This is a genomic window from Streptomyces sp. DT2A-34, assembly GCF_030499515.1.
Classification (GTDB): Bacteria; Actinomycetota; Actinomycetes; order Streptomycetales; family Streptomycetaceae; genus Streptomyces.
The window spans coordinates 5,596,384-5,620,414 of sequence record NZ_JASTWJ010000001.1; the positions used below are offsets into that span (position 1 = coordinate 5,596,384).

23 protein-coding genes and 3 pseudogenes are annotated in these 24,031 nt (G+C 70.1%); 15 read left to right on the top strand and 11 right to left on the bottom strand.

The features are described 5' to 3' along the window. Window positions 1-29: 29 nt before the first annotated feature. On the bottom strand, window positions 30-1,070 hold the full coding sequence (locus QQM39_RS25015; protein ID WP_301999771.1) for a helix-turn-helix domain-containing protein: 1,041 nt from the start codon (window positions 1,068-1,070) through the stop codon (window positions 30-32). 162 nt (window positions 1,071-1,232) lie between these two features. On the opposite strand from QQM39_RS25015, the gene QQM39_RS25020 reads away from it, so the two are divergent. Next, window positions 1,233-1,988, top strand: a complete 756-nt coding sequence (locus QQM39_RS25020; protein WP_301999772.1) for a hypothetical protein — start codon at window positions 1,233-1,235, stop codon at window positions 1,986-1,988. Here QQM39_RS25020 and QQM39_RS25025 read toward each other — a convergent pair. Both QQM39_RS25025 and QQM39_RS25030 read right to left on the bottom strand, forming a co-directional pair. Next, window positions 1,911-2,381, bottom strand: coding sequence for a hypothetical protein (locus tag QQM39_RS25025; RefSeq protein WP_301999773.1), 471 nt, complete (start codon window positions 2,379-2,381; stop codon window positions 1,911-1,913). The genes QQM39_RS25020 and QQM39_RS25025 overlap by 78 nt on opposite strands. Before the next feature lie 94 nt (window positions 2,382-2,475). Further along, complete coding sequence (locus QQM39_RS25030) at window positions 2,476-2,700, bottom strand: DUF397 domain-containing protein (RefSeq protein ID WP_301999774.1); 225 nt, start codon at window positions 2,698-2,700, stop codon at window positions 2,476-2,478. A 378-nt stretch (window positions 2,701-3,078) separates the two neighbouring features. Here QQM39_RS25030 and QQM39_RS25035 point away from each other — a divergent pair, with 378 nt between their 5' ends. The 4 genes from QQM39_RS25035 (at window position 3,079) to QQM39_RS25050 (ending at window position 5,443) form a co-directional block, all read left to right on the top strand. Further along, a complete protein-coding gene (locus QQM39_RS25035; protein WP_302003714.1) occupies window positions 3,079-3,846 on the top strand; it encodes a DUF6879 family protein in 768 nt (255 codons plus the stop codon). An 18-nt stretch (window positions 3,847-3,864) separates the two neighbouring features. Next, window positions 3,865-4,713, top strand: a complete 849-nt coding sequence (locus QQM39_RS25040; RefSeq protein ID WP_301999775.1) for a helix-turn-helix transcriptional regulator — start codon at window positions 3,865-3,867, stop codon at window positions 4,711-4,713. A gap of 131 nt (window positions 4,714-4,844) precedes the next feature. Further along, window positions 4,845-5,267 (top strand): DUF5753 domain-containing protein, encoded by a 423-nt coding sequence (locus tag QQM39_RS25045; RefSeq protein ID WP_367669070.1) that lies wholly within the window; start codon window positions 4,845-4,847, stop codon window positions 5,265-5,267. Continuing rightward, window positions 5,264-5,443 (top strand): DUF397 domain-containing protein, encoded by a 180-nt coding sequence (locus QQM39_RS25050; protein WP_301999776.1) that lies wholly within the window; start codon window positions 5,264-5,266, stop codon window positions 5,441-5,443. The genes QQM39_RS25045 and QQM39_RS25050 overlap by 4 nt, the downstream gene beginning before the upstream one ends. Before the next feature lie 72 nt (window positions 5,444-5,515). Here QQM39_RS25050 and serC read toward each other — a convergent pair whose 3' ends face one another. After that, window positions 5,516-6,634 (bottom strand): phosphoserine transaminase, encoded by a 1,119-nt coding sequence (gene serC / locus QQM39_RS25055; RefSeq protein ID WP_301999777.1) that lies wholly within the window; start codon window positions 6,632-6,634, stop codon window positions 5,516-5,518. 163 nt (window positions 6,635-6,797) lie between these two features. On the opposite strand from serC, the gene QQM39_RS25060 reads away from it, so the two are divergent. From QQM39_RS25060 to QQM39_RS25070, 3 genes are all read left to right on the top strand, one after another. Next, window positions 6,798-9,776, top strand: coding sequence for an FAD-binding and (Fe-S)-binding domain-containing protein (locus QQM39_RS25060; protein WP_301999778.1), 2,979 nt, complete (start codon window positions 6,798-6,800; stop codon window positions 9,774-9,776). A 173-nt stretch (window positions 9,777-9,949) separates the two neighbouring features. Further along, entirely contained in the window at window positions 9,950-11,083 is a 1,134-nt protein-coding gene (locus tag QQM39_RS25065; protein WP_301999779.1) for a peptidoglycan bridge formation glycyltransferase FemA/FemB family protein, read from the top strand. A 145-nt stretch (window positions 11,084-11,228) separates the two neighbouring features. Beyond that, on the top strand, window positions 11,229-12,185 hold the full coding sequence (locus tag QQM39_RS25070; protein WP_301999780.1) for a DMT family transporter: 957 nt from the start codon (window positions 11,229-11,231) through the stop codon (window positions 12,183-12,185). 82 nt (window positions 12,186-12,267) lie between these two features. Here QQM39_RS25070 and QQM39_RS25075 read toward each other — a convergent pair whose 3' ends face one another. Next, complete coding sequence (locus QQM39_RS25075; RefSeq protein ID WP_301999781.1) at window positions 12,268-13,602, bottom strand: cytochrome P450; 1,335 nt, start codon at window positions 13,600-13,602, stop codon at window positions 12,268-12,270. A gap of 250 nt (window positions 13,603-13,852) precedes the next feature. Here QQM39_RS25075 and QQM39_RS25080 point away from each other — a divergent pair. Then, window positions 13,853-14,380: pseudogene (locus QQM39_RS25080) on the top strand (ATP-binding protein); the annotation flags it as partial. A gap of 596 nt (window positions 14,381-14,976) precedes the next feature. Here the strand turns inward: QQM39_RS25080 and QQM39_RS25085 are convergent. The 6 genes and pseudogenes from QQM39_RS25085 to QQM39_RS25110 all read right to left on the bottom strand — a co-directional run bounded on the left by QQM39_RS25085 (window position 14,977) and on the right by QQM39_RS25110 (window position 18,621). Beyond that, complete coding sequence (locus QQM39_RS25085) at window positions 14,977-15,633, bottom strand: pectinesterase family protein (protein ID WP_301999782.1); 657 nt, start codon at window positions 15,631-15,633, stop codon at window positions 14,977-14,979. A gap of 446 nt (window positions 15,634-16,079) precedes the next feature. Further along, window positions 16,080-16,319: pseudogene (locus QQM39_RS25090) on the bottom strand (ATP-binding protein); the annotation flags it as partial. A gap of 139 nt (window positions 16,320-16,458) precedes the next feature. Further along, a complete protein-coding gene (locus QQM39_RS25095; RefSeq protein ID WP_301999783.1) occupies window positions 16,459-17,466 on the bottom strand; it encodes a hypothetical protein in 1,008 nt (335 codons plus the stop codon). 19 nt (window positions 17,467-17,485) lie between these two features. Continuing rightward, window positions 17,486-17,764: a hypothetical protein gene (locus tag QQM39_RS25100; protein ID WP_301999784.1), complete on the bottom strand. Its 279-nt coding sequence runs from the start codon at window positions 17,762-17,764 to the stop codon at window positions 17,486-17,488. A 130-nt stretch (window positions 17,765-17,894) separates the two neighbouring features. After that, the gene (locus QQM39_RS25105) at window positions 17,895-18,095 is read right to left on the bottom strand and encodes a hypothetical protein (protein WP_301999785.1); all 201 of its coding nucleotides are present in this window, start codon (window positions 18,093-18,095) and stop codon (window positions 17,895-17,897) included. A gap of 130 nt (window positions 18,096-18,225) precedes the next feature. Next, a complete protein-coding gene (locus QQM39_RS25110) occupies window positions 18,226-18,621 on the bottom strand; it encodes a hypothetical protein (RefSeq protein WP_301999786.1) in 396 nt (131 codons plus the stop codon). A gap of 128 nt (window positions 18,622-18,749) precedes the next feature. Here QQM39_RS25110 and QQM39_RS25115 point away from each other — a divergent pair, with 128 nt between their 5' ends. The 6 genes and pseudogenes from QQM39_RS25115 to QQM39_RS25140 all read left to right on the top strand — a co-directional run bounded on the left by QQM39_RS25115 (window position 18,750) and on the right by QQM39_RS25140 (window position 24,027). Next, window positions 18,750-19,106: a DUF4326 domain-containing protein gene (locus QQM39_RS25115; RefSeq protein WP_301999787.1), complete on the top strand. Its 357-nt coding sequence runs from the start codon at window positions 18,750-18,752 to the stop codon at window positions 19,104-19,106. Window positions 19,107-19,124: 18 nt separating this feature from the next. Further along, the gene (locus QQM39_RS25120) at window positions 19,125-19,523 is read left to right on the top strand and encodes a DUF6195 family protein (protein ID WP_302003715.1); all 399 of its coding nucleotides are present in this window, start codon (window positions 19,125-19,127) and stop codon (window positions 19,521-19,523) included. Window positions 19,524-19,585: 62 nt separating this feature from the next. After that, window positions 19,586-19,807: pseudogene (locus QQM39_RS25125) on the top strand (DUF2637 domain-containing protein); the annotation flags it as partial. A gap of 130 nt (window positions 19,808-19,937) precedes the next feature. After that, on the top strand, window positions 19,938-20,732 hold the full coding sequence (locus QQM39_RS25130; protein ID WP_301999788.1) for a TIGR03084 family metal-binding protein: 795 nt from the start codon (window positions 19,938-19,940) through the stop codon (window positions 20,730-20,732). Further along, the gene (locus tag QQM39_RS25135) at window positions 20,729-22,432 is read left to right on the top strand and encodes an acyclic terpene utilization AtuA family protein (RefSeq protein WP_301999789.1); all 1,704 of its coding nucleotides are present in this window, start codon (window positions 20,729-20,731) and stop codon (window positions 22,430-22,432) included. Before QQM39_RS25130 ends, QQM39_RS25135 begins: the two co-directional genes overlap by 4 nt. Next, complete coding sequence (locus QQM39_RS25140; protein ID WP_301999790.1) at window positions 22,429-24,027, top strand: acyl-CoA carboxylase subunit beta; 1,599 nt, start codon at window positions 22,429-22,431, stop codon at window positions 24,025-24,027. The genes QQM39_RS25135 and QQM39_RS25140 overlap by 4 nt, the downstream gene beginning before the upstream one ends. Window positions 24,028-24,031: the final 4 nt, after the last annotated feature.

Below are 24,031 nucleotides of genomic sequence, written 5' to 3' on the forward strand. Positions count from 1 at the left end.
GCCGGGCGCCTGCCCCTGGGCCCGGGTTCTCAGAACAAGGAGTCCCACAGTTCGAGGATCGCGGGGAACATGGCGCACAGCTGTGCCGCGCGGTGGAGCAGCGGCCAGTGGGCTCTGCTGAGGGCGTTCAGGCCGGTGAGGCTCTCGATGCGGCCGGTGCGGTGCCGGACCGTCTTCTCGTGGATGTTGAGGGCGGCGGCGACAGCACGGACGGATCCGTCGTGCCGGTCCAGGGACCGCAGGGTTTCCAGCAGAGAGGTCCGTTGGCCCTCCGGGAGCCGCAGGATGGGGCCGATGACCTCTTCGACGTAGTCACTGACGTAGTCGACCTGCTGGTTCGCGAGCATGCGGTGCCACAGCAGCCTCTTGGCGTCGATGACCCGGTCGTCCTGGTCGATCGAGTCGCCGAGGGGGAGGACCTCGCAGGTCGCGGTGTAACGGGCCGGTGCCTCCTCGAAGGTGACGGCCCGGGTGTACACGGTGGTGGAGGTGACGGTCCTGCGCAGCCACTTGGTGAAGGCAACGATGTCGCCGGCGGGGCACAACAGCAGTGTGCGTGGCTCCGGAGCCGGGATCGGGGCGGCTATCACCTCGACGGACCGGCCGATCCGGAGAGTCGTGGCCTCGGTGTGCTCCAAGAGGTGGCCGCGGGTCACGGCGATGGACGCGGGGAAGAACGAGTCCAGCTCGCTCTCCAGGACCAGCTTGGTCAGGTAGGAGCGCCGCCATGACTGGGTCGGCTCGGTGATGAGGGTGCACAGGGCGTCGATCGGCCGATGATGCCCGCCACCGTCGTGACGGGCGCGGCGGTGTTCCGCATACCCGTCCGCGATGAGGCCGACCATCTCCTCGCTGATGTCCAGCAGCCGCTTCCCGTGGTGCTCCAGCCTGGTCATCACCGGCCCGGAGAAGCCGCTCTCGTCCATGGAGCGGAGGGCTTCGCTGTGCCCGAGGAGCAGCGTGCTGTGGAGGACGACCAGGGTCGGTGGGCGCCCACCGGACGCGGCGATCGTCTCCCCGACTCCGTGGAGCTCATGGCGTTCCCGGTCATGGAGCGGCCGTTCCTGCATACACCGGTCTGGGCATCGGTGATATTGCTCGTGGCTCTTCCCCGCGGCGAGGCTGAAGCACGTCGAACAACACGTCGACCGGCGCATCGGTCGACACGAGGAACGACGAACGGGGAGACGTGCCGAGATGATCACTTGCCAGGTGCATCGATGAGCGCATCGATGAGCGCACAGACACGACGGACGGCGACGGGGCCGCGGATCCTGGCGTTCGGCCACTACCAGCCCGAGCGGGTGGTCACCAACGAGGAACTCGCCGCCCGGGTGGACACCAGCGACGAGTGGATCCGCAGCCGCGTCGGGGTCGCCCGCCGGCACATCGCGGCTCCGCAGGAGTCGGTGACGGACATGGCCGTCCACGCCGGAGCGAAGGCACTGGCCGCCAGTGGACTGCCGTCCGACGAGATCGACCTGGTGGTCGTGGCGACCTGCACCCAGGAGACCCAGATCCCGGTCGCGGCGCCCGGCGTCGCACACCGGCTGGGCATCGAGGCGCCCGGGGCCTACGACATCAACGCGGGCTGCGCCGGGTTCTCCTACGCGCTGGCCGGTGTCGCCGACGCGCTGCGCGCGGGGTCCGCCCGGGGCGCGCTGGTGATCGGCTCGGACAAGATGTCGGCCTGGGTGGACCCGTCGGACCGGTCGACCTGCGTGATCTTCGCGGACGCCGCCGGCGCCGCAGTGCTGGTCGGACGGGGCGCCCGCGACGGAGGGCTCGGACGGGGCGCCCGCGACGGGCGCCGCCGACGAGCGCCCCGGACAATGTCACGGATACCCAGACTCGACCGGCCCGGAATTTGCATCCGACGTAAATCCCGCAGGTCAGGCCCTATGCGCCCCTCATCTTTCCAGCGGGCACGGAAGGCTGCGGAGCTCATGACTCGGGTCGCACATCACCACGGCCAGGGACAGGTATGAAGGGTGTTCGAGGTAGAAGCCGAGTGACACGTCGCTGCCTGATGCCAGCCGCTCGCCGGCGGAGGTCACGAGGCCGGTGAGGTGACGGACCTCGCGCTGGGCCGGGGAAGCGAACCGGGGCGCGTACTCGGTCAACCGGTCACTGAGCCATGCCGCCGCCGCCCAGGGGTCCGGCCATGTGCCACGGACCAGCGAGCGTGGTTTGACGAGCCAGTACGCCGTTTCCAGCGGTGGCAGATCCGAGGTGGGGAACGCTGCGGCGACCTCGCGGTATCGCTGGACCAGTTCCGGTCGGCTATCTGCCGGCGGCGGCTCGGGGTGGGGCGGCCGCCGCAGTGCCTCCTGGTCGAAGCGGGCCTTTGGGCCGGTCCACAGGTAGCCGTGGTGGTGCACGGGTTGTCCCGTTCGGGTTCGGTGTCGACGTGTGCGAGTCAGCCGGTCCCGGTCGTGGCTGCCCCGAACCAGGACCGGCTGTGGGAGGGGTGTCTCAGACGGACAGGCCGAAGCGCGCGGGGTCGATGCCGGCCACGGCCAGTTCCTCCGTGGAGAAGCGGAGGGGCTGTGCGTCCGGCCGTTTGCTGTCACCGAGCGCCCAGGCGTCGTCGCCGATCCGGGCAAGGGTCACGCACCCCTCGCTGCAGGGGCCTCCGCAAGCCTTCACGAATGAGGCGTCGTTGATGTCGAGTGCGTACAGGTCGTTTTCGTTCAGCATTGCTGCACCTTCCTGTTCGAGGGGGGAGTGGGGCGGGCGTCGGCGCCCGGCCTAGGGCTTTTCGTGCACGCCAGAGCCGTGATCCCGGATTTCCGTGGCGTGGCGCGCGGCCTGCGGGATGTCACCGGACTGCTTGCAGGCGAGCAGCTGGCGCCAGTTCGCGGCACCACGCGTCGACGCCGCTGGGCAACTGCGTTGTCATGGGGCGCCTCCCCGGGTTGGTGTGGCTTCGGGGATGACCGTAGGTGGGTCGAAGAGAGCAACGGGAGAATATTCGCCGTTATTCTCGTGCGGTCACTCTGGATGCATGGGCATTCACTCAGAGAGAGCGGCAGGCTGGGTCCGCAACATCGTCGAGAGCCAAGGGAGTTGTCGTTCATGGCGCGTAGGTTGCGGTTCAACGGGACGGGCAGCGACGTCGGCGGGTGCCCGTCCCTGCACGAGGACTTGGACAGCGGGGAGATCATCGTGCATGGGCCTCCGCTCACCGACGACGGAGATGTGGCGCAGCTTCAGCACCTCTCGGATGGAGAGGTTGCGGTCGTGGTACCTCGTGAACTGCTAGTGGACTGGGCGCCGAAGGAGGCGACTCGGCAGGTGCGGACGATCGATCTGGACGAGTTCGGCGACTTGTTCGGCAAGTTCGAGCACACGGCATGGCGCTTGGAGACCCGTCGGCGGTACGCGAGTGACGAGGCAAGCGACCGCTGGGACGCGTTCATCGAGGCCGGCAGCGTCGTGGAGGACTGGCCGGAAGGCTCGCCGGCCAAGGCGTTCCGCGACACGATCCGTGCGCAGACCGCACAGGGAAAGCGTGTCGAGCGGGTGCGGCTCGTGGACCAGCCTGCCACGACCGGCCAGCGCTACCTCCTCGATGGTGCCAGGTGGAACATCGCGACCGGTGAGGACATCCGCAACATGTGGCGTGCCGACGCGGAACGACTCCGCCTGCCCGCCGAGGACTTCTGGCTGTTCGACAGCCGCCTCATCGCGCTTCTCCGGTTCGATGACGACGACCAGCTCACCCACGTCGACCTCATCACGGAACCGGCAGAGGTGGTGCGTTGCGCCGTGATCCGGGATGCTGCTTGGCACCACGCCGTACCGTGGAAGCAGTTCACGGCGGAGATGCACGGCGACGCGTAGGAGCATGAACGGGTACCGGTGAGCACGGACTATCAGAGGGCGCGCGCGGAACTGGGCCGCAGGCTTCGGGAGCTGCGCGTCGAGAGCCCCGATGGCCGGCTCACCGGTACCGAACTGGCCCAGCGGCTGGGGTGGCCGCAGTCGAAGGTCAGCAAGCTGGAGAAAGGTAGACAGACCCCCACGGACGACGACCTTCGAGCATGGACCGAGGCCGTGGGGCAGCCTGCCGTGTTCCCGGAACTGCGTGCCCGTCTGAAGGGCTTCGAGAGCCACATCCGCTCCTGGCGGCGACAGCTCGCGGAAGGCCACGGGCCGGTCCAGGAGACCTGGAACACTCTCGTCTCCGAGGCCCAGGCCATGCACATGTTGAGCAACGCCGCTATCAGCGGAATGCTCCAGACAGCCGATTACGCTCGGTACGTCTTCGAGGGTCACTCCGCACTCCAGAATGCGCCACGGGACACGGAAGCCGCGGTGCGAGCCCGCATGAAACGGCAGGAGTGGCTGTACCGGCCGGGCAAACGGTTGAATTTGCTCATGCACGAGAGCGTGCTGTGGGCTCGCATCTGCCCACCGGAGGTACTGGTGGCCCAACTCGATCGCCTGCTCGGCGTGGTGGGCATGGACACCGTGCGCATGGGAATCCTGCCGCTGGATACCAACCTGTCCCTGGCGCTCGGTAACTCCTTCTGCATGCTGGACGACCGGCTGGTCGTCGTCGAGGACTGGCACGCCGAACTCTGGCTCGACGACGCCGAAACGATCGCTCTCTACCGTCGCGTCTGGGACACCTTCGCCGAGTCGGCCGTCTACGGCGCCGACGCCCAGCAGGTGATCGCCCGCGTCCGCCGCAGCATCAAGCTCTGAGGACGTACGGCCGTACCACGTCGTCGGAGGTCTCCCAGAGCGGCCCCTGCGAGGGGAGGGCGGCCGACCAGCACTCCTCGTCCTGCGGAAACGGCAAGCGATAGCCGGCCGCGCGGGAACGCTCGGCCCAGTTGGGGAAGGTGCGCGAGAGTCGGCAGGCCAAGATCGAGGAGGGTGGGGCGACGTACTCCGCCATCCTCTGGGAATCGGTCATCGCACACCCGTTGGTGAGCGTCGAGATCCATCGGGAGCAGCTGGCCGCAATCCTTGAGGTCGGCAAGCGGAAGAACGTCACCGTGCGAGTGCTGCCGTACAGCGCAGGCGTACTGGGAGCCGTGACGTCCGACTTCTCCGCCTTCAGCTTCGACTCCGAGCCGGTGGTCGAAGCGGTGAGCCTGGAGAACCTGAGAGGGGCATCGGTCCTCGAAAACCCCGAAGACCTCACCGCTTACGCCAATATGTACGACCTACTACGATCGTCGGCACTGGCACCGGAGGCGAGCGCGAAGCTCATCCGGGGCATACTGCGGAGCTTGAAGGAAGACGCATCGTGACCGAGGTTGTAAGCCCCTTCTGGAAGTCGTCGTACTCCCAGCCGGAGACCAACTGCGTCGAGGTCGCCGACACCACCCCCGGCGGCCGAGCCGTCCGCGACAGCAAGCAGCAGGACGGTCCCCTGCTCACCGTCTCCCGCGACAGCTGGCAGGCCTTCGTCCGGCAGCTCGCGTAGGCGCACAGCGCACACGAAGGGCGCCCTGCGGACCATCGCAGGGCGCCCTTCGCTGTCGTACGGGTGTCGAGGTCAGAGCTTCTCGATCACGTAGTCGATGCACTTCGTCAGCGCCTCGACGTCCGCCGGGTCGATCGCCGGGAACATCGCGACGCGGAGCTGGTTGCGGCCGAGCTTGCGGTAGGGCTCGGTGTCGACGATGCCGTTGGCGCGCAGGACCTTGGCGACGGCGGCGGCGTCGATCTCGTCCGTGAAGTCGATCGTGCCGATGACCTGGGACCGCTTGGCCGGGTCGGTGACGAACGGGTTGGCGTACTTGATGTCCTCGGCCCAGCCGTACAGGGCGCGGGCGGAGGTGGCCGTGCGGCGGACCGACCAGTCCAGGCCGCCCTGGCCGTTGATCCACTCCAGCTGCTGGTTGAGCAGGAAGAGGGTGGCGAGGGCCGGGGTGTTGTACGTCTGGTTCTTGCGGGAGTTGTCGATCGCCGTGGGCAGGCTGAAGAACTCCGGGATGTGGCGGCCGGACGCGTGGACGCGCTCGGCGCGCTCGATCGCGGCCGGGGAGAAGACGCCGATCCACAGGCCGCCGTCGGAGGCGAAGGACTTCTGCGGGGCGAAGTAGTAGACGTCGGTCTCGGCGATGTCGACGGGCAGGCCGCCGGCGCCGGAGGTGGCGTCGACCAGGACCAGGGCGCCCTCGTCGGCACCGGCCACACGCTTGATCGGCATGGCGACGCCGGTGGAGGTCTCGTTGTGCGTGAAGGCGTAGACGTCGACGCCCGCCTGGGCGACCGGCTCGGGGTGCGTGCCCGGGTCGGTGGAGATGACGTCCGGGTCGGCGAGCCACGGGGCGAGCTTGGCGGCCTTGGCGAACTTCGAGCTGAACTCACCGAAGGTGAGGTGCTGCGACTTGTTCTCGATCAGGCCGTGCGTCGCGATGTCCCAGAAGGCCGTCGAGCCGCCGTTGCCGAGGACGACCTCGTAGCCCTCGGGGAGCTGGAACAGCTCGCTGATGCCCTCGCGCACCTGGCCGACCAGGTTCTTGACCGGGGCCTGGCGGTGGGAGGTACCGAGGAGGGAGGTTCCGGTGGCGGCCAGCGCGTCCAGCGCTTCCGTCCGCACCTTGGAGGGGCCCGCGCCGAAACGTCCGTCGGCGGGCTTGATGTCAGCGGGAATCTGGATCTCAGCCACGGGGGGAGCGTAGCTGTTTCTGGAAACCTCGGTGAAACCTCGTCCGTCGGGTGAGACGGCGTTTCGGCTGGCGTCGGAGCTGGGGGCCGCCGCCCCCAGACCCCCGCTTCGGCCCTTGAGGGGCCTTGTCCTCAAACGCCGGACGGGCTGGTGTAGTGGACGTATGTCGGAACTTGAGGCGGAGCTGCGCAAGGTCGTCCGGGGCGAGATCGGGTTCGACGTCACCTCCCGGGCGCTCACCACTATGGACGCGTCCAACTACCGACGCGTCCCCCTGGGTGTGGTCGCACCACATGATGCCGATGACGTGGCTGCCGTACTGGAGGTGTGCCGCGACCACATGGTGCCGGTCGTGGCCCGCGGCGGAGGCACATCCATCGCCGGTCAGGCCACCGGCATCGGCATCGTGCTGGACTTCACCCGCCACATGAACCGGCTCGTGTCCCTGGACCCGGAGGCCCGCACCGCCGTCGTCCAGCCCGGACTCGTCCTCGACCGCCTCCAGGACGCCGCCGCCCCGCACGGGCTCCGCTTCGGCCCCGACCCCTCCACCCACAGCCGGTGCACGCTCGGCGGAATGATCGGCAACAACTCGTGCGGCTCGCACTCGGTGGCGTGGGGGACGACCGCCGACAGCGTGCGGGAGCTGGACGTGATCACCGCGCGAGGGGAGCGGTCGCGGCTCGGGCGGGAGTGGGCCGGAGCGCCGCAGGGGCTGCGGGACCTGGTGGAAGGGGACCTGGCGCGGCTGCGCACCGGCTTCCCCGAACTGCCCCGCCGTATCTCCGGATACGCGCTCGACGCCCTGCTGCCCGAGAAGGGCGCCGATGTCGCCCGTTCCTTCTGCGGCAGCGAGGGCACCCTGGGGATCCTCACCGAGGCGACCGTACGGCTGGTTCGGGCGCCCCGCGCGCGTGCGCTCGCCGTGCTGGCGTACGCCGACGAGAGCGCGGCGGCGGAGGCGGCCGCCGGACTGCTGCCTTACGGGCCGTTGACGGTGGAGGGCATGGCGGTCGACCTGGTGCCCTCGCCGACCTCGCTGCCGGCGGGCGGCGCCTGGCTGTTCGTCGAGACGGGCGGGGAGTCCGAGGGTGAGGCACGCGCGCGTGCGGAGGCGGTCGTGCGGGCGGCCGATGTCGTCGACGCGCTGGTCGTGACCGATCCGGACGGGCAACGGGCGCTGTGGCGCATCCGGGAGGACGCGAGCGGTACGGCGACCAGGATGCCGGACGGTGGGGGCACCTCCCGCTCGAGCGAAGCCGAGAGTGGGGGAGAGGCGTGGCCCGGCTGGGAGGACTGCGCGGTGCCGCCGCAGCGGCTGGGGGCCTACCTGCGGGACTTCCGCGCGCTGTTGACCGAGCACGGGCTGCGCGGCACGCCGTACGGGCACTTCGGCGACGGCTGCATCCACGTCCGTATCGACTTCGACCTGATGACCGAGGCGGGCATCGGCCGCTTCCGGCGGTTCTCGGAGGAACTCGCCGAGGTCGTCGTCGCGCACGGCGGTTCGCTGTCCGGGGAGCACGGGGACGGGCAGGCGCGCGCGGAGCTGCTGCCGAAGATGTACGGCACGGAGATGGTCGGGCTGTTCGAGCGGGCCAAGGGCGTCTGGGACCCGGACGACCTGCTCAACCCGGGCATGCTGGTGCGCCCGGCCCCCCTCGACTCGAACCTCCGCTTCTCCGTCCTGCCCCGCAAACCGGTGGACGTGGCCTTCGGCTACCCGGCCGACGGCGGCGACTTCTCGGCGGCCGTACGGCGGTGCGTCGGGGTCGCCAAGTGCCGTACGACGTCGGTGTCCGGCTCTTCCGTCATGTGCCCCTCGTTCCGCGCGACCGGCGAGGAGGAGCACTCCACGCGCGGGCGTGCCCGGCTGCTGCACGAGATGCTGGCCGGGGAACTGGTGACCGACGGATGGCGCTCGACGGAAGTGCGGGACGCGCTGGACCTGTGCCTGTCCTGCAAGGGGTGCCGGTCCGACTGCCCGGTCGAGGTCGACATGGCCACGTACAAGGCGGAGTTCCTGCACCACCACTACGAGGGCCGCCGACGCCCGGCCGCGCACTACAGCATGGGGCGACTGCCACAGTGGCTGCGCGCGGTGGCACGCACGCGTACGGCGTCCCTGGTCAATGCCCTGGCCGCCGTACGGCCCTTGGCCCGGGCGGCGAAACGGCTCGGCGGGATCGCGCCGGAGCGGGACATTCCGCGGTTGGCGACGCGGACGTTCAGCGGGTGGTGGGAGCGGAGGCGTGAGCAGATGGCCGTCGGTGGCGGCGGCGAGGGCGGCGGCGACCTGGTCATCCTGTGGCCGGACACGTTCACCGAGCACCTCTCGCCGTCCGTGGGGCAGGCGGCCGTACGGGTGCTGGAGGCGGCGGGGCTGCGGGTGGCGCTGCCGCCGACGGTGCGGCTGAAGAGGCCGCCGGAGGGCGACGGTACGACGGTGCCGCTGGACCCGGTGTCCCTCCTACGGGGCCGGGGTCGGGTCTGCTGCGGGTTGACGTACCTCTCGACGGGGCAGCTCGACCGCGCCCGTTCGGTGCTGCGGCGCACGCTCGACCTCATGGAACCGGTGCTGGAGACGGCCGCCCCGGTGGTCGTCCTGGAGCCGAGCTGCGCGGCGGCCCTCCGCGCGGACCTGCCGGAGCTGCTGCACGACGACCCACGTGCCCGCCTCCTGGCCGACCGCGTCCTGACCTTCGCGGAGACGCTGGAGCGCCTGGCGCCCGACTGGACGCCGCCCCGCGTGGACCGGCCGGTGGTCGGGCAGACCCACTGCCATCAGCACGCGGTACTGGGGGACACGGCCGACCGCGTGCTGCGTGAGGCCGCGGGGCTCACCGGGGAACTGAGCGGCGGGTGTTGCGGTCTCGCGGGCAACTTCGGGTTCGAGAAAGGGCACTTCGAGGTGTCGGCGGCGTGCGCGGAGGAGCAGTTGCTGCCGGCGGTGCGGGGAGCGGGGGCGGGGGCTGTGGTGCTGGCGGACGGGTTCTCCTGCCGGACGCAGCTGGAGCAGCTGGCCGGGGTGCGGGGGCGGCATCTTGCGGAGGTGCTGGCGGAGCTGCTGGCGGATGCGCCGGCGCAGGAGTCGGCGGACGGGACGGAAGGGAGGGCGGCCGGGGCGGCGGGAGACGAGTGACGGTGGTGATGTGGTGCGCGCCCGGTGGTGGGCGCCCATGTGGTGGGCGTCCATATGGTGTGCATCCATGTGGTGCGCGTCCATGACGTCCCGGCAGAAGGTGGCTTCATAGGCTGGCCCCACCCGGCCGCCCACAAGGGGCCACACCCGGCCGCCCACAAGGAGCCCCGCCCGTGTCTCAGCCGCCCCTCCGCCTGCAGCCCCTCACCCGCGACCAGCACCTCGCCTTCGTCGCGGCCCGCTCCTCCGCCAGCCATACGCAGCTCCCCTCCTGGGGCGATGTGAAGCCGGACTGGACCGCGGAGAGCGTGGGCTGGTTCGACGCGGAGGGGCGGCCGGTCGGGGCGGGGCTCGTGCTGTACCGCCCGTTGCCGAAGCTGAGGAAGTACCTGGCGTATCTGCCCGAGGGGCCGCTGATCGACTGGCACGCGCCCGACCTCGCCGAGCGGTGGCTGGCGCCGATGCTCGCGTACCTCAGGGGCAAGGGCGCCTTCTCCGTGAAGATGGGCCCGCCCGTCGTCGCCCGCCGCTGGAGCGCCGAGGCGGTGAAGGCGGCCATCGCCGATCCGGCGGCCAGGCGACTGCGGGACGCGGAGCCGACGTCGTCGGAGCGGGGCGCGTCCGACATCGCCGAGCGGCTGCGGCGGTCCGGCTGGCGGCAGGCCGAGCCCGGCGGCGAGGAGGGCTTCGCCGCAGGCCAGCCGCGTTACGTCTGCCAGGTGCCGTTCGCCGGGCGGACCCTGGACGACATCCAGCGCGGCCTCAACCAGCAGTGGCGGCGCAACATCAAGAAGGCCGAGAAGGCCGGCGTGAAGGTCGTGCGGGGCGGCTACGAGGACCTGCCCGTCTTCTACGACCTCTACGCCGAGACCGCCGAGCGGGACCGTTTCATCCCCCGCCCCCTGCCCTACTTCCAGCGCATGTGGACCGCGCTGACCGCCGAACACCCCGACCGCATGCGGCTCTACCTCGCCCACCACGACGGCGACACCCTCGCCGCCGCCACCATGATCACCGTCGGCGACCATGTCTGGTACTCCTACGGCGCCTCCACCGGCCGCAAGCGTGAGGTCCAGCCCAACAACGCCATGCAGTGGCGCATGATGTGCGACGCCCACGAACTCGGCGCCGCCGTCTACGACTTCCGCGGCATCACCGACACGCTGGAGGAGTCCAACCACCTCCTCGGTCTGCTGCGGTTCAAGGTGGGCGCCGGCGGCGAGGCCGTCGAGTACCTCGGGGAGTGGGACTTCCCGCTCAACCGGCTGCTGCACAAGGCGCTGGACCTGTACATGGCGCGGCGGTAGTCCGCCCGACCCCGGGAATTCGCTCGACCGCACTCTGGGACAGTGGCGTAATGGCTTCACACACCTGACGATGTCCAATACCCTGGACTAGGCAGTACAGCACGATGAACGAATTGAAGCCCCCGAGTCGAGCCCTGGAACGCCCGTGAGCACCCCTGACGCCGCCGCAACGCCCGCGCCGACCCGCACCCGGGCCGTCCCCGAGCCGACGGCCGGCGCCCCGCACCGCTGGGGCTCCCTCGGCCCCGTCGGCCTGGTCCTCGCCGGTGGTGTCTCCGTGCAGTTCGGCGGTGCGCTGGCCGTGACCCTGATGCCGAGGGCGGGCGCGCTCGGTGTCGTGACCCTGCGCCTCCTCGCGGCCGCCCTCGTCCTGATGCTGGTCTGCCGGCCCCGCCTGCGCGGCCACTCCCGCACCGACTGGGGCACGGTGATCGTCTTCGGCATCACCATGGCCGCGATGAACGGCCTCTTCTACCAGTCGGTCGCCCGCATCCCGCTCGGCCCCGCGGTCACCCTCGAGGTGCTCGGCCCGCTCGCCCTCTCCGTCCTGTCCTCGCGTCGCGCGATCAACGTCCTGTGGGCCGGACTCGCCCTGGCCGGTGTCTTGCTCCTCGGCGGCGGAGGCTTCGGCAGCCTCGACCCCATAGGTGTCGCTTTTGCCCTGGGGGCCGGCGCCATGTGGGCGGCCTACATCATCTTCAGCGCCCGTACGGGCCGACGCTTCCCGCAGGCCGACGGGCTGGCCCTCGCGATGGCGGTGGGCGCCGTACTCTTCCTCCCCTTGGGCATCGCCGAATCGGGCATGAAGCTCACCGACCCGGTGACCCTCGGACTGGGCGCGGCCGTGGCCATCCTCTCCTCGGTCCTCCCCTACACCCTCGAACTCCTCGCCCTACGCCGCCTGCCCGCAGCGACCTTCGCCGTCCTGATGAGCCTGGAGCCGGCCCTCGCCGCCACCGCCGGCTTCCTCATCCTCGACCAGGCCCTGTCCGCCGTACAGGCTCTGGCGATCGCCCTGGTCATCGCCGCGAGCATGGGCGCGGTGCGGACGCAGGTGGGGCGAGGGAAGGCAAAGGCCGTCAGGCAGCCCGGCGAGGACTGAGGGCCGCAGCCCGGCGAGGGCCGAGCGGCTTCCAGCAGGCCGCCCATCCGCCGACGGCCTCGTCCATCAGGGGCGCGCCCGTTCAGTCCGCACGCCTGTCGAGGACGAGTCGCACCCCCTGCGGCCGCATGGTCATACGCAGCTGCGGCTCGACCCTGCCGCCGGCCACCGCCCGTACCCGCCACTGGCGAAGCAGCACCGCGAGCGCGACCTGCGCCTCCGCGAGCCCGAACGCGTCGCCGATGCACCTGCGGGCGCCCGCGCCGAAGGGAATGAACGCCTCCCGCTGGCGGCGCCCCACCCGTTCGTCGAGCCAACGGTCGGGATCGAACCGCCCGGGCTCGGCGAACACGTCGGGGTCCCGGTGGAGGGCGTAGGGGCTGAACAGCACACCCGCGCCGGCGGGCAGAGGGTGACCGCCCAGCTCGGTGTCGACGAGGGCGACGCGGCTGAGCAGCCATACGGGAGGGTGCAGTCGCAGCGACTCGTTGATCACCCGCTTCATATGGGTCAGCCGGGGCAGATCCTGGTAGGTGACGGGGCGGTCGCCCAGCACCTCGGACAGTTCGGCCTCCAGCCGCTCGTACTCGCTCGGGTGGCGCGTCAGCAGGTGCATGGTCCAGGACAGCAGCCCCGCCATGGTCTCGGTGCCGCCGATGAAGAACGTGATGACCTGGTCGAACACCTCCTGTTCGGTGTGGGCCACCGGTCTGTCGGGGGGCACCAGCGCCGACATCAGGTCGTGGTGGTCGGTGTGGTCGCTCATGCGCCGCCGGATCATCGCGCCGACCGCCTCCCGGGTGGTCCGGGTGGCCCGTACGTAGCGCAGGTTCTCGAGGGTCGGCAGCCGGTTGCTGCCCGGCACCATCATGTGGGTCGTCAGGGCGGAGAGCATCAGCGGCACGTTGCGCTGGACGGCCTCGACGGCCTGCCGGTCCTCGGGGGCGAGGAAGAGGGTCCGGGCCAGGACGGTGACCGCGAAGCGCTTCATCTCCGTGTACGCGTCGATGACCTGTCCGGACTGCCAGGTCGAGGACACCTCCAGGGCGCAGTCGCGGAACCGCTCGGTGTGGTGGGGCAGTTGCTGGCGGGCGAACACCGGCCGCAGCAAGGCGCGCATCGGGCGGTGCGGCCCGGCGAGCGAGGTGGACAGACCGTCGCCCACGAGCCGGGCGGCCTGGTCGAAGAACGGGCCGCCCTTGTCGAACTCCACTCCGTTGCCGGCCACCAGCATCCGCTGGACGAGTTCGGGAGCGCTGACCACGTGGACGGGGGTGCGCCCCAGCCGGATCCGCACGACCGGCCCCAGTGAGCGCAGGTCTTCGAGGAAGCCCAACCGGTCGCGTGCCAGTCGGCCCGCGTGGCCGATGAGGGGGAGCGCTCCAGGAGCGGCGGGCGTCGTGTCGGTCTTGATCACCGAAGACCTCTCGCAGTGCTGTGGTGGATCTTTGATCGCGACCATCCCCAGGTGCACGTAGCTCAAGCAAGCGTTTGCGGGGGCGCTTGGGGCATACGCGTGACAGGGGGGCACGCAGGAGTGAAGACGGGTCGCTTCGCGCCCACATGTGCGCATCACCCGGTTGGCGGTAGCGGCCCGCGTGCCCTGAACGTCGGCATGCGACGCGCGGCCCCGGACCGTTCCCGCTGGGCGACTTGCCCGCCAATACGACATCGACGCCGGCCTGTCCCTGCTCTGCCAGACCCTCGCCCACCCGTCCGCTCCCCTGGACAACCTGTGCGACGCCGTACTGGCAGCCCTGCTGCCCGACCGCCCCTCCGACGACATCGCCCTCCTCATCGCCCGCACCAAAGCACTGGACACCGACCGCGTCGCCACCTGGGAAATACCCGCCGAGCCGGCAGCCGTCGCCCGAACCCGAAAGGACGCCACCGCCCAACTGGCGGCCTGGGGACTGGACGACGCAGGCTTCGTCACCGAACTGGTCGTCAGCGAACTCGTCACCAACGCCATCCGATACGGCGCCCCACCCCTACATCTGCGCCTGATCCATGACCGAAACCTCATCTGCGAAGTGTCCGACGCCAGTGGCACCGCACCCCACATGCGCCGCGCCCGCACCTTCGACGAAGGCGGCCGCGGCCTGCTCCTGGTCGCCCAGCTCACCAACGCCTGGGGCACCCGCCAGACAACGGAGGGCAAAACGATCTGGGCGGAACAGAGCCTCCCTCCGTGAGCGGTCCCACGGCCGTCTCACCGTTCAAGATCAAAGTTGCACGAGGGTGACGCCGGCGGCGACGGCCAGTCGGCGGCGTGCAGTGACGGCCGCCATTGAACAGGGCGACCACCCCGGCGAATTCGGCGCGGTCAGCACACCCAGAGACAGCGGCACATCACCAACACAGGCGGAGGCGATTTCGATCACGCACGCGGGAATGCGACCCCTTCCCGTTCGAGCCACTCTCCGGTACAGCCGCACGGAGACCCTGCCTCACCGGCAGGAAGGACCGTTGAGTGGGTTACGGCGCAGCCCGAAGACCCACCGGAACCGGACAGGACCCCGGCGGGTGACCTCCATCGCCCTGGAGGACGCCGCCTTCGGTGAACGGCTGCTCGCTCACAAGCCTGATCGGACCGCAGGCATGGCTCCTGCGAAGTGACGAAGTCCTGCGGTCCACGAGTTGCACGGGCCTCGTGCGCGGGGCGGGCGCCCTGGCGTCGGCGGTTACAGCTGGCGCGGTGCTACGGCCGGCCAGAGGTTGGCGGAGGACACAGCGGCGGGGCCGGGACGGTCGTGCTGTCCCGGCCCCGCCGTGGTTCACCTCGGTGGAGTCACCACCCGTGCGTGATCGGGTCCCATCCGTCGCTGCCGGCCAGGAACTTCCGGGCGGTGTAAACGTCCCCATACTCTTCAGGCAGTGGCGGGGTGTTGTCGGTTCCGGGGCCGAAGTTGTGGTACTGATTGAAGTTGGTCCTGTAATACCAGGGTTGGCCGGGGACCATTTCGATCCAGGGTGAGTCGGCGTTGATGCCCGGGCCGATTTCGCAGTTGCGCACTGTCGCCCGGGGATATGCGCTCGCCGTGTTGAGCCACGGTCGGCCGAGGTGCATCGTGTCGTTCGGCACACCGTCGGTCTTGATCGTGCAACTGTCGATCAGGATCCCTTGACCATTGGTGTCGTCGGTGCTCGGCGCCAGTATCGTGCCGTTGGGCCACGGGAGACACTGGATCGTGGACAGGGCGATCACCGAGGTGGCGTTGCCGAAGATGAAGTCCACGTCTCCCCGGATGTGACAGCCGACGAAGTACTGCCGGGCCTGGGTCGTGGGCGTCACCCCCTTGACGTACAGGGTGTCCTGGTGGCTCCAGATCTCGACGTTGTCGTACACCTGCCGGTCGCCCATGGCGACGACCGCCACGGCCTGGGTGTCGTACGGGCTGATCTCCGGGTGCGCTTTGCGGTCGAAGGTGTTGACGATCCTGAGCATCACGTTCCTTCTCGCCTTCAACGGCTCGCGCGTCCTGGAGCCTCCAGGACGACTGTCGACGGTGGCAGCACGCTTCGTCGCGGGCAGATGGGGCGCAGTCCTGCCGCCGTGCCTTCATCCCCACGACCGGCACGAGCATGTCAACAGTGACAACTTCGGGTGCGGTACGCAGAGGAGAGGAACGGGCACAGTCGCGTTTATGCCACCGAAAAGTATCAAGTGAGCATAGGTTCCAGGGGCGGGCTGTGGCTCAGATCTCACGAGTACTCGGCAGTGACCGGTCTCTTACGGACGACGGTGCCACTCCACCGCGAGTGCGCCGGCCGGATTCGTCCCGCGCGAGAGGCCGGTGAGGCCCCGTGACTGTCGGCCATCGGCGCCGCACGGGTGATCTTGGCCAACCGCGCCCCCCGGGACACCGTGGCTCCGGGGCCGAACTCTGCCGCTCACGCCAGGTTCTGTTCCGCCCAGATGGTTTTGCCCTCGTTGGTCTGGCGGGTGCCCCAGGCGAGGGTGAGCTGGGCGACCAGGAGCAGACCTCGGCCGCCCTCGTCGAAGGTGCGGGCGCGTCGCATGTGAGGGGCGTTGGCACTGCCGTCGGAGACTTCGCAGATGAGGTTCCGGTCGTGAATCAGGCGCAGATGTATGGGTGGTTCTCCATATCGGATGGCGTCCGGTACCTGCTGGAACCACACCCTCGGTCCACGTCCCGCAGGATCGATGATCGACTCCGGAATCTCCCCGGCACCGGCCGGCAACTCTGCCTCGGGCACCCCCACCGCCGCCCAGTAAGCACGCCACGTGGCGTGCCCGCCAGGCGGAGGCTCAGGCACGTAGCCCAGGGCCTCGGTACGCAGACGCGACGTCACCGTAGTTGCGCTGGAGGAGTTCCTCATGGCGCGGGCCGAAGTTCTCGCGCCATGTTCCTGTCCTGCCCTGGTGGAAGGTGAAGGAGTTCGGGTTGAAGATCTGCTCGGCGATGGTTGCGGGGCGGGCGGCGTGGTTGCCGAGGAAGTCGGCGATGCGGGCGACGGCGGCCTGCTGGGCGATGCTGGTGCCGCCGCCGTGAGGCCCGATGAGTTCCTCGAACGACACCTTGCACACGGCCGGGTGGCGCAGCAGCCACAGGGAACGGCGGGCCGTCTCCATGCCGGGGAAGCCGGGGTCGGTCAGGGCGAGGTGGAGTCGGGCGTCCATGTCGGGCAGGGAGCGCAGGATGTCGCGGTAGACGCGGTGGTCTGGGAAGGTACCCACCGGGTCGGGCCGGTCCGGTGGCGCGTCGCGGACCAGGAAGTTGATGGTGGAAACGAGGATGTCCGGCAGGCTCCGGTAGTTGAAGATGATCCTCGGCCTGCCGGTGTCGAGCCAGGTATTGAGGAAGGCGGGGTCGGCTGCGGTGAGGTCGAGCTGGTGGACGAACCAGCAGCACCGGCCGGGCAGCAGATGGAAGTCGGCGGCCTCCGGCGGGCACAGCAGACGCCCCACCAGGCCGGCGTCCACCCCGGGAACGCCGGGCAGGGACAGCGGTGTGGGCGCCCCGAGCCGGATCGCCCACACCTTGTGCAGGGCCGCGACGACGGCCTCGAACGCTGCCGCCAGCGCCGTTCGGTCGTGGCCGCCGAGCAGCCGTGCGGCCTCCTCGGACCCGTAGGCGACCTTCAGAAGCCGCCGTACCTGTACCGGGTCGGCGAACTCCACGTCGTCGGACGCCCGTACGGCGCCGAACGGCGCATAGCCCAGCGCCTTCATCACCTCACCGATCAGGTGGGTGCCGCTCTTGCGCAGCGACACCACCACAACGTGCGAGTCTGCTGCCACAACCGTCTCGGTCACCGCTGTCCTCCGTGCTCCGTCACGCGCCCAGCGGCCCGCCCAGCCCGGTGCCGTAGTCGGTGTTGGCGCACCTGTTGCGCTGGATGAGCAGCGGCGCCTGCACCAGGTTGGCGCCCAGCGGGGCCGCACCCTCCTGGGTGCGGTCGGCCTGCGACTGCTGCCCGACGTTCGCGCAGTAGTTGTCGTGGGCCGGCAGTCCGATCGCGCCGATGCCACCCGCGGCGGCGGGAGCGGCGGAAGTACCGACGGCGGCGGCCGCGGCAAGGGCGAGAAGGGCGGCGCGAGACGAAAGATTCACAGGGAGATGTCCTTGTCGTGTGACCTCATCAGCTTGCATGACAAGAACGCTGTTCCGCCGTTCGCGGTAACTCAAGGTCACCCGATCCGGTTGCGCGCCGTGCTGCTCTCGCTCGGGCCTGCTGACATTCTCATGACCCGTCGGTGGACGTGTCCGACTCGATGATGAAGCCCGGATCAGTCCCGAGCTGGACAGCCTCGCGATCGGAGAGCCCCACCGACTCGACGAGGCCGCCCCTGCGCGTTTCGTAGGTGCCGCACCGGAGTGTGCCCCTGCTTCGCGGCCACTGCTCGTCGGACAGGTCGGCCTTGTAGGGCTTGCACTCGCTCACGGCGACCAGCCCAGCACGCCCATGGCCGCCAGCCGGCCAGGATACCGTCCTGCACGCGTTCAGGCGACGACAAATCACCTATGCACTCACATACCGTCCTCTGACAGAAGATCCACTTTCGCAACAGGCCCTAGCTGTTGGCGTCGGGACCGGTCTTCTTGTCCAGCTCGGTCGCGAGGTCGTTCAGGATCGAGAGGACGTCGGCCGACAGGCCCTCGGAACCGATCCCGCGGGCTCGGACTCGGCCCACCTTCCCCTGCTTGGCCGCCGACATCAGGCGAAGCCCTTCGTAGACCTGACGGGCGACAGCGTCGTCCGGCTCGAAGTACATCCGAGCGACGCCGAAGAACTGGGCGAGACCTTCCAGGACAACTGGCGCGGGGGCTTCGTCGGTTCCCGTTCGAAGGGCCTCGACGTTCGCGGCCGTAGTTACCTGCGAGCCCGCGTAGGCGTTCACCGCGTCCGCGATCTCTTCGTCCCCCGGTGCGGTCCCCGCCGGGTACGAGCGCTCAATGAGGAGAGTCATTTTCTCGGCGAGTGTCCGCGGAGGCTCCTCAGCCTCAGCGACCGCAGCAGACTCGTCCTCTCCGCCTTCTCCGGCAGCCTCGTCCCGATGATCGGCGCCGACCGGCGGCGTGGCGGGAGGGCAGCCTGATGCCCGTCCGTCTTCGCGGAGCGTCCCAAGACGCCGCAGACTTGCCCACAGCCTGTGTATACGTCGGCCCCCGCAGCCGATTCGCGAACCCGTTCAGGGCGGGAGACCGCGCTCCTTCTCCCCTCGGCCCGCCGATGGACGCGGCAGAGGCCGTGGATCTCTTCGCCGCCACGCTCCGCGGCCTGGTAGGCCGCTGCTACGCCGCCCGGTTCGCCCGCGCCCTGCGCGGTCGGGACCTGATGTGCACCTGTCCCCTCGACGTGCCGTGCCACGCCGACGTTCTCCTCCGCCTCGCCAACGAATCCGGCGACGGCGACGTGATCCGCACCTGCAACTCCCTGGAAGGCCCCCAATGAGTCACCCGATCATGTTCGCTGCGGCCAAGGCACCGCACGACCGCCGAGGAGCGGCGTACGGCCGCGCGGGAGAACGCCTTCCGCACCTGGGGGCCGAGATCCGTCGCAGCAGCCTCGAAGTACGCGCGCCGCCTCCTGGGCGACGAGGCGGTCACCCTCGACTGGGAGGTCCTGGGTCTCCTCTCCTTCGAAGAACACCTGCAAGCCTTCGCCTCGCTCGACACCGTCGGGGGCCAGCACCTGGAGTTGTACTACACCGACCAGGGAGGCACGGAGCGCATCCTGCTGCGGGTGTCGTGCGTGAGCTGCCCGAGTCAGCATGTGCACGAGGTGACGTCGCTGGAACAGCTCGGGCAACTGCTGTCCCAGACACCGGCCTGGCAGTCCATCGACCCGCGCGACGGAGGCAATCTCTGATGTCTCGCGCGCACATACAGGAGCCGGTGACCGAGCCGCAGGGTGTCTACAGCCTTCGCGGTATGACGGCCTGGGACCGTTCCGCGATCATCCTGCTCGGCGCGGCCGGCTTCGCGTTCTCCTACGACGCACTGCGGCAGATCGCCATCGCGGTCCACGCCCGGGAGACCCTGAGCTACCTGTTTCCGGTGTTCATCGACGGGTTCATTGCGTACGGCGTCCGAGCGATAGTGCTCCTTCGACACCAGAGCTGCGGCGCTCGTCTTTACGCCTGGTTTCTCTTCCTCGCGGCCACCGGGGCGAGATTAATGCAAGCACGCTTGCTTGTTTTCGCCCGCGCTGCCATGCTCCTCACCACGCCGTACGACCCCGCCGCACCACCCCGCACACCGCCGTGCCCGAGGGGAGCGCACCGTGCCCGATCCGACGCCCGTGTTCGACGATCTGCGCGAGGAGAGCGAGGAACTCGACCGGCTGGTCGCCGAGTTGAGCCCCGAGCGGTGGGCGCTCGCGACTCCCGCGCCCGGCTGGAGCGTCGCCCACCAGATCGCGCACCTCGTTTGGACGGACCGCTCGGCGCTGCTGGCGGTGACCGACGTGGAGGCCTTCCAGACGCTGGTGGAGAAGGCGCTGGCGACGCCGGGGTCGTTCGTCGACAAGGGGGCGGAGGAGGGGGCCGGCCTCCCGCCCGCCGAGCTGCTGGCGCGGTGGCGGGAAGGGCGCCTCGCCCTCGACACGGCCTTGCGCGAGGCGCCCCAGGGAGCCCGCTTCCCCTGGTACGGCCCACCCATGTCGGCCGCCTCCATGGCCACGGCCCGACTTATGGAGACCTGGGCCCACGGTCTGGATGTCGCCGACGCACTGGGTGTGGTGCGCACACCTACCGACCGGCTGAGGCATGTGGTGTGGATCGGGGTACGGACCCGGGACTTCGCCTTCGGTGTGCACGGACTCCCCGCGCCGCTCGACGCCTTCCGAGTCGAACTCGTCTCACCTTCCGGCGAGTTGTGGACCTACGGCCCCGAAGACGCCCCGCAGCGCGTGACCGGCCCCGCCCTCGACTTCTGCCTGCTGGTCACCCAGCGGGCCCACCGCGGTGACCTCGCCCTGCGCGCCGAGGGCCCGGACGCCGACCGCTGGTTCGACATCGCCCAGGTCTTCGCGGGCCCGCCCGGCGAGGGCCGAGCGCCGAAGGGGGCCGCACGGTGACACCGGCGCCCCGTCCGCTGCGGATCGGCAACGCCTCCGGCTTCTACGGCGACCGCTTCGACGCCATGCGCGAGATGCTCACCGGCGGCGAACTCGACGTCCTCACCGGCGACTACCTCGCCGAGCTGACCATGCTGATCCTCGGCCGGGACCGGCTGAAGGACCCCGGCGGCGGATACGCCCGTACCTTCCTGCGGCAGCTGGAGGAGTGCCTCGGGCTCGCGCACGAGCGGGGGGTCCGTGTCGTCACCAACGCCGGTGGCCTCAACCCGGCCGGACTCGCCGACGCCGTACGGAAGCTGGCGGACCGGCTCGGCATCCCCGTACGCGTCGCCCATGTCGAGGGCGACGACCTCAAGGACCGGTATCCGGACAGTCTTGCCGCCCACGCCTACCTCGGCGGCTTCGGCATCGCGGCCTGCCTGCGCGAGGGCGCCGACGTGGTGGTGACCGGGCGGGTGACCGACGCGGCCCTGGTCACCGGGCCCGCCGCCGCACACTTCGGGTGGGGCCCGGGGGAGTACGACCGGCTCGCGGGCGCCGTCGTCGCCGGGCATGTGCTGGAGTGCGGGGCGCAGGCGACCGGCGGCAACTACGCCTTCTTCGGCGAGTTCCGGAAGAGCGGCGGCGGCCTGCGCCGCCCCGGCTTCCCGCTCGCCGAGCTCCATGAGGACGGCACCTGCGTCATCACCAAGCACCCCGGCACCGGCGGCTTCGTCGACGTCGGCACGGTGACGGCCCAGCTGCTGTACGAGACGGCGGGCGCCCGGTACGCGGGACCGGATGTCACCGCTCGCCTGGACACCGTACGGCTCACCCAGGACGGCCCCGACCGGGTGCGGATCGAGGGCGTACGGGGCGAGGCCCCGTCCCCGACCCTCAAGGTCGGCGTGAACCGCCTCGGCGGCTTCCGGAGCGAGGTCGTCTTCGTCCTGACCGGGCTGGAGATCGAGTCCAAGGCGGCTCTCGTGCGGCGGCAGATGAGTGATGCCCTCGCCAAGTCCGAGCCCGCCGAGGTGCGTTGGGACCTCGTCCGCACCGACCGGCCCGACGCCTCGACCGAGGAGACCGCGAGCGCGCTGCTCAGGCTGGTCGTGAGGGACCCGGTCCAGGAGAACGTCGGGCGGTTGCTGAGCGGGGCGGCGGTGGAGCTGGCGCTCGCCAGCTATCCCGGCTTCCATGTGCTCGCGCCACCTGGAAAGGGCACGCCCTATGGGGTCTTCGAGGGTGTGTACGTCCCCCATGGTGCCGTAGACCATGTGGCCGTCCTCCACGACGGACGCCGGATCACTGTGCCGCCGGCCCACGACACAGTCGCACTCGACGACGTTCCCGAGCCGCCGCTTCCGGAGCCCCTTCCGGCCGGGCCCACCAAACGCGCGCCGCTCGGCCTGGTCGCCGGTGCCCGCAGCGGGGACAAGGGCGGGAACGCCAACGTCGGTGTGTGGGCGCGTACGGACGAGTCCTGGCGCTGGCTCGCGCACGAGCTGACGGTCGGCACATTCCAGCAGCTGATCCCCGAGAGCCGCGAGCTGGACGTCACCCGGCACGTCCTGCCCGACCTCCGCGCCCTCAACTTCGTCGTCGAGGGCATCCTCGGCGAGGGCGTCGCCGCGCAGCACCGTTTCGACCCGCAGGCCAAGGCGCTCGGCGAATGGCTGCGCTCCCGCCACCTGGACATCCCGGAGAGTCTGCTGTGACCGTCCTGCCCTCCACCCTGGACACCACCGGCCCCGACCACCGGGCCAACCGCGACGCCATGCTCGCCAAGCTCGCCGACCTCGACGCCGAGCACGCCAAGGCCCTCGCGGGCGGCGGCGACAAGTACGTCGAGCGGCACCGAAAGCGCGGCAAGCTCCTCGCCCGGGAGCGCGTCGAACTGCTCCTCGACCCCGACACGCCCTTCCTGGAGCTGTCGCCGCTGGCCGCCTGGGGCAGCGACCACACCGTCGGCGCCTCCCTCGTCACCGGCATCGGGGTCGTCGAGGGCGTGGAGTGCCTGATCACCGCCAACGACCCGACCGTGCGCGGCGGCGCGAGCAACCCCTGGTCGCTGAAGAAGGCCCTGCGCGCGAACGACATCGCGCTCGCCAACCGGCTGCCCGTCATCAACCTCGTCGAGTCGGGCGGCGCCGACCTCCCGTCCCAGAAGGAGATCTTCATCCCCGGAGGCGCCATTTTCCGGGACCTGACGCGGCTGTCGGCGGCCGGGATCCCCACCGTCGCGGTCGTCTTCGGCAACTCCACGGCCGGCGGCGCCTACGTCCCCGGCATGTCCGACCACGTGATCATGGTCAAGGAGCGCGCCAAGGTGTTCCTCGGCGGCCCGCCCCTGGTGAAGATGGCCACCGGCGAGGAGAGCGACGACGAGTCGCTGGGCGGTGCGGAGATGCACGCGCGCGTGTCGGGTCTCGCCGACTACTTCGCCGTCGACGAACCGGACGCCCTGCGCCAGGCACGCCGCGTGGTCGCCCGCCTCAACCACCGCAAGGCGTACGGCGATCCGGGCCCCGCCGAACCCCCCAAGTACTCCGCCGACGAACTCCTCGGCATCGTCCCCGGCGACCTCAAGACCCCCTTCGACCCGCGCGAGGTCATCGCCCGGATCGTCGACGCCTCCGACTTCGACGAGTTCAAGCCGATGTACGGCACGAGCCTGACCACCGGCTGGGCGGCCCTGCACGGCTATCCGATCGGCGTGCTGGCGAACGCCCAAGGGGTCCTGTTCAGCGAGGAGTCCCAGAAGGCGGCCCAGTTCATCCAGCTGGCGAACCAGCGGGACATCCCCCTCCTCTTCCTGCACAACACCACCGGCTACATGGTGGGCAGCCAGTACGAGCAGGGCGGCATCATCAAGCACGGCGCGATGATGATCAACGCGGTCAGCAACAGCCGCGTGCCCCACCTCTCCGTCCTCATGGGCGCGTCCTACGGCGCCGGCCACTACGGCATGTGCGGCCGCGCCTACGACCCCCGTTTCCTCTTCGCCTGGCCCAGCGCCAAGTCCGCCGTCATGGGCCCCCAGCAACTCGCCGGCGTGCTCTCGATCGTCGCCCGGCAGTCGGCCGCCGCGAAGGGCCAGCCGTACGACGAGGACGCCGACGCCGCCCTCCGCGCGATGGTGGAGCAGCAGATCGAGTCGGAGTCGCTGCCCATGTTCCTGTCCGGGCGGCTGTACGACGACGGCGTCATAGATCCGCGCGACACCCGCACCGTCCTCGGTATGTGCCTGTCCGCCATCCACACGGCCCCCTATGAGGGTGCACGCGGTGGCTTCGGCGTCTTTCGGATGTGAGGTC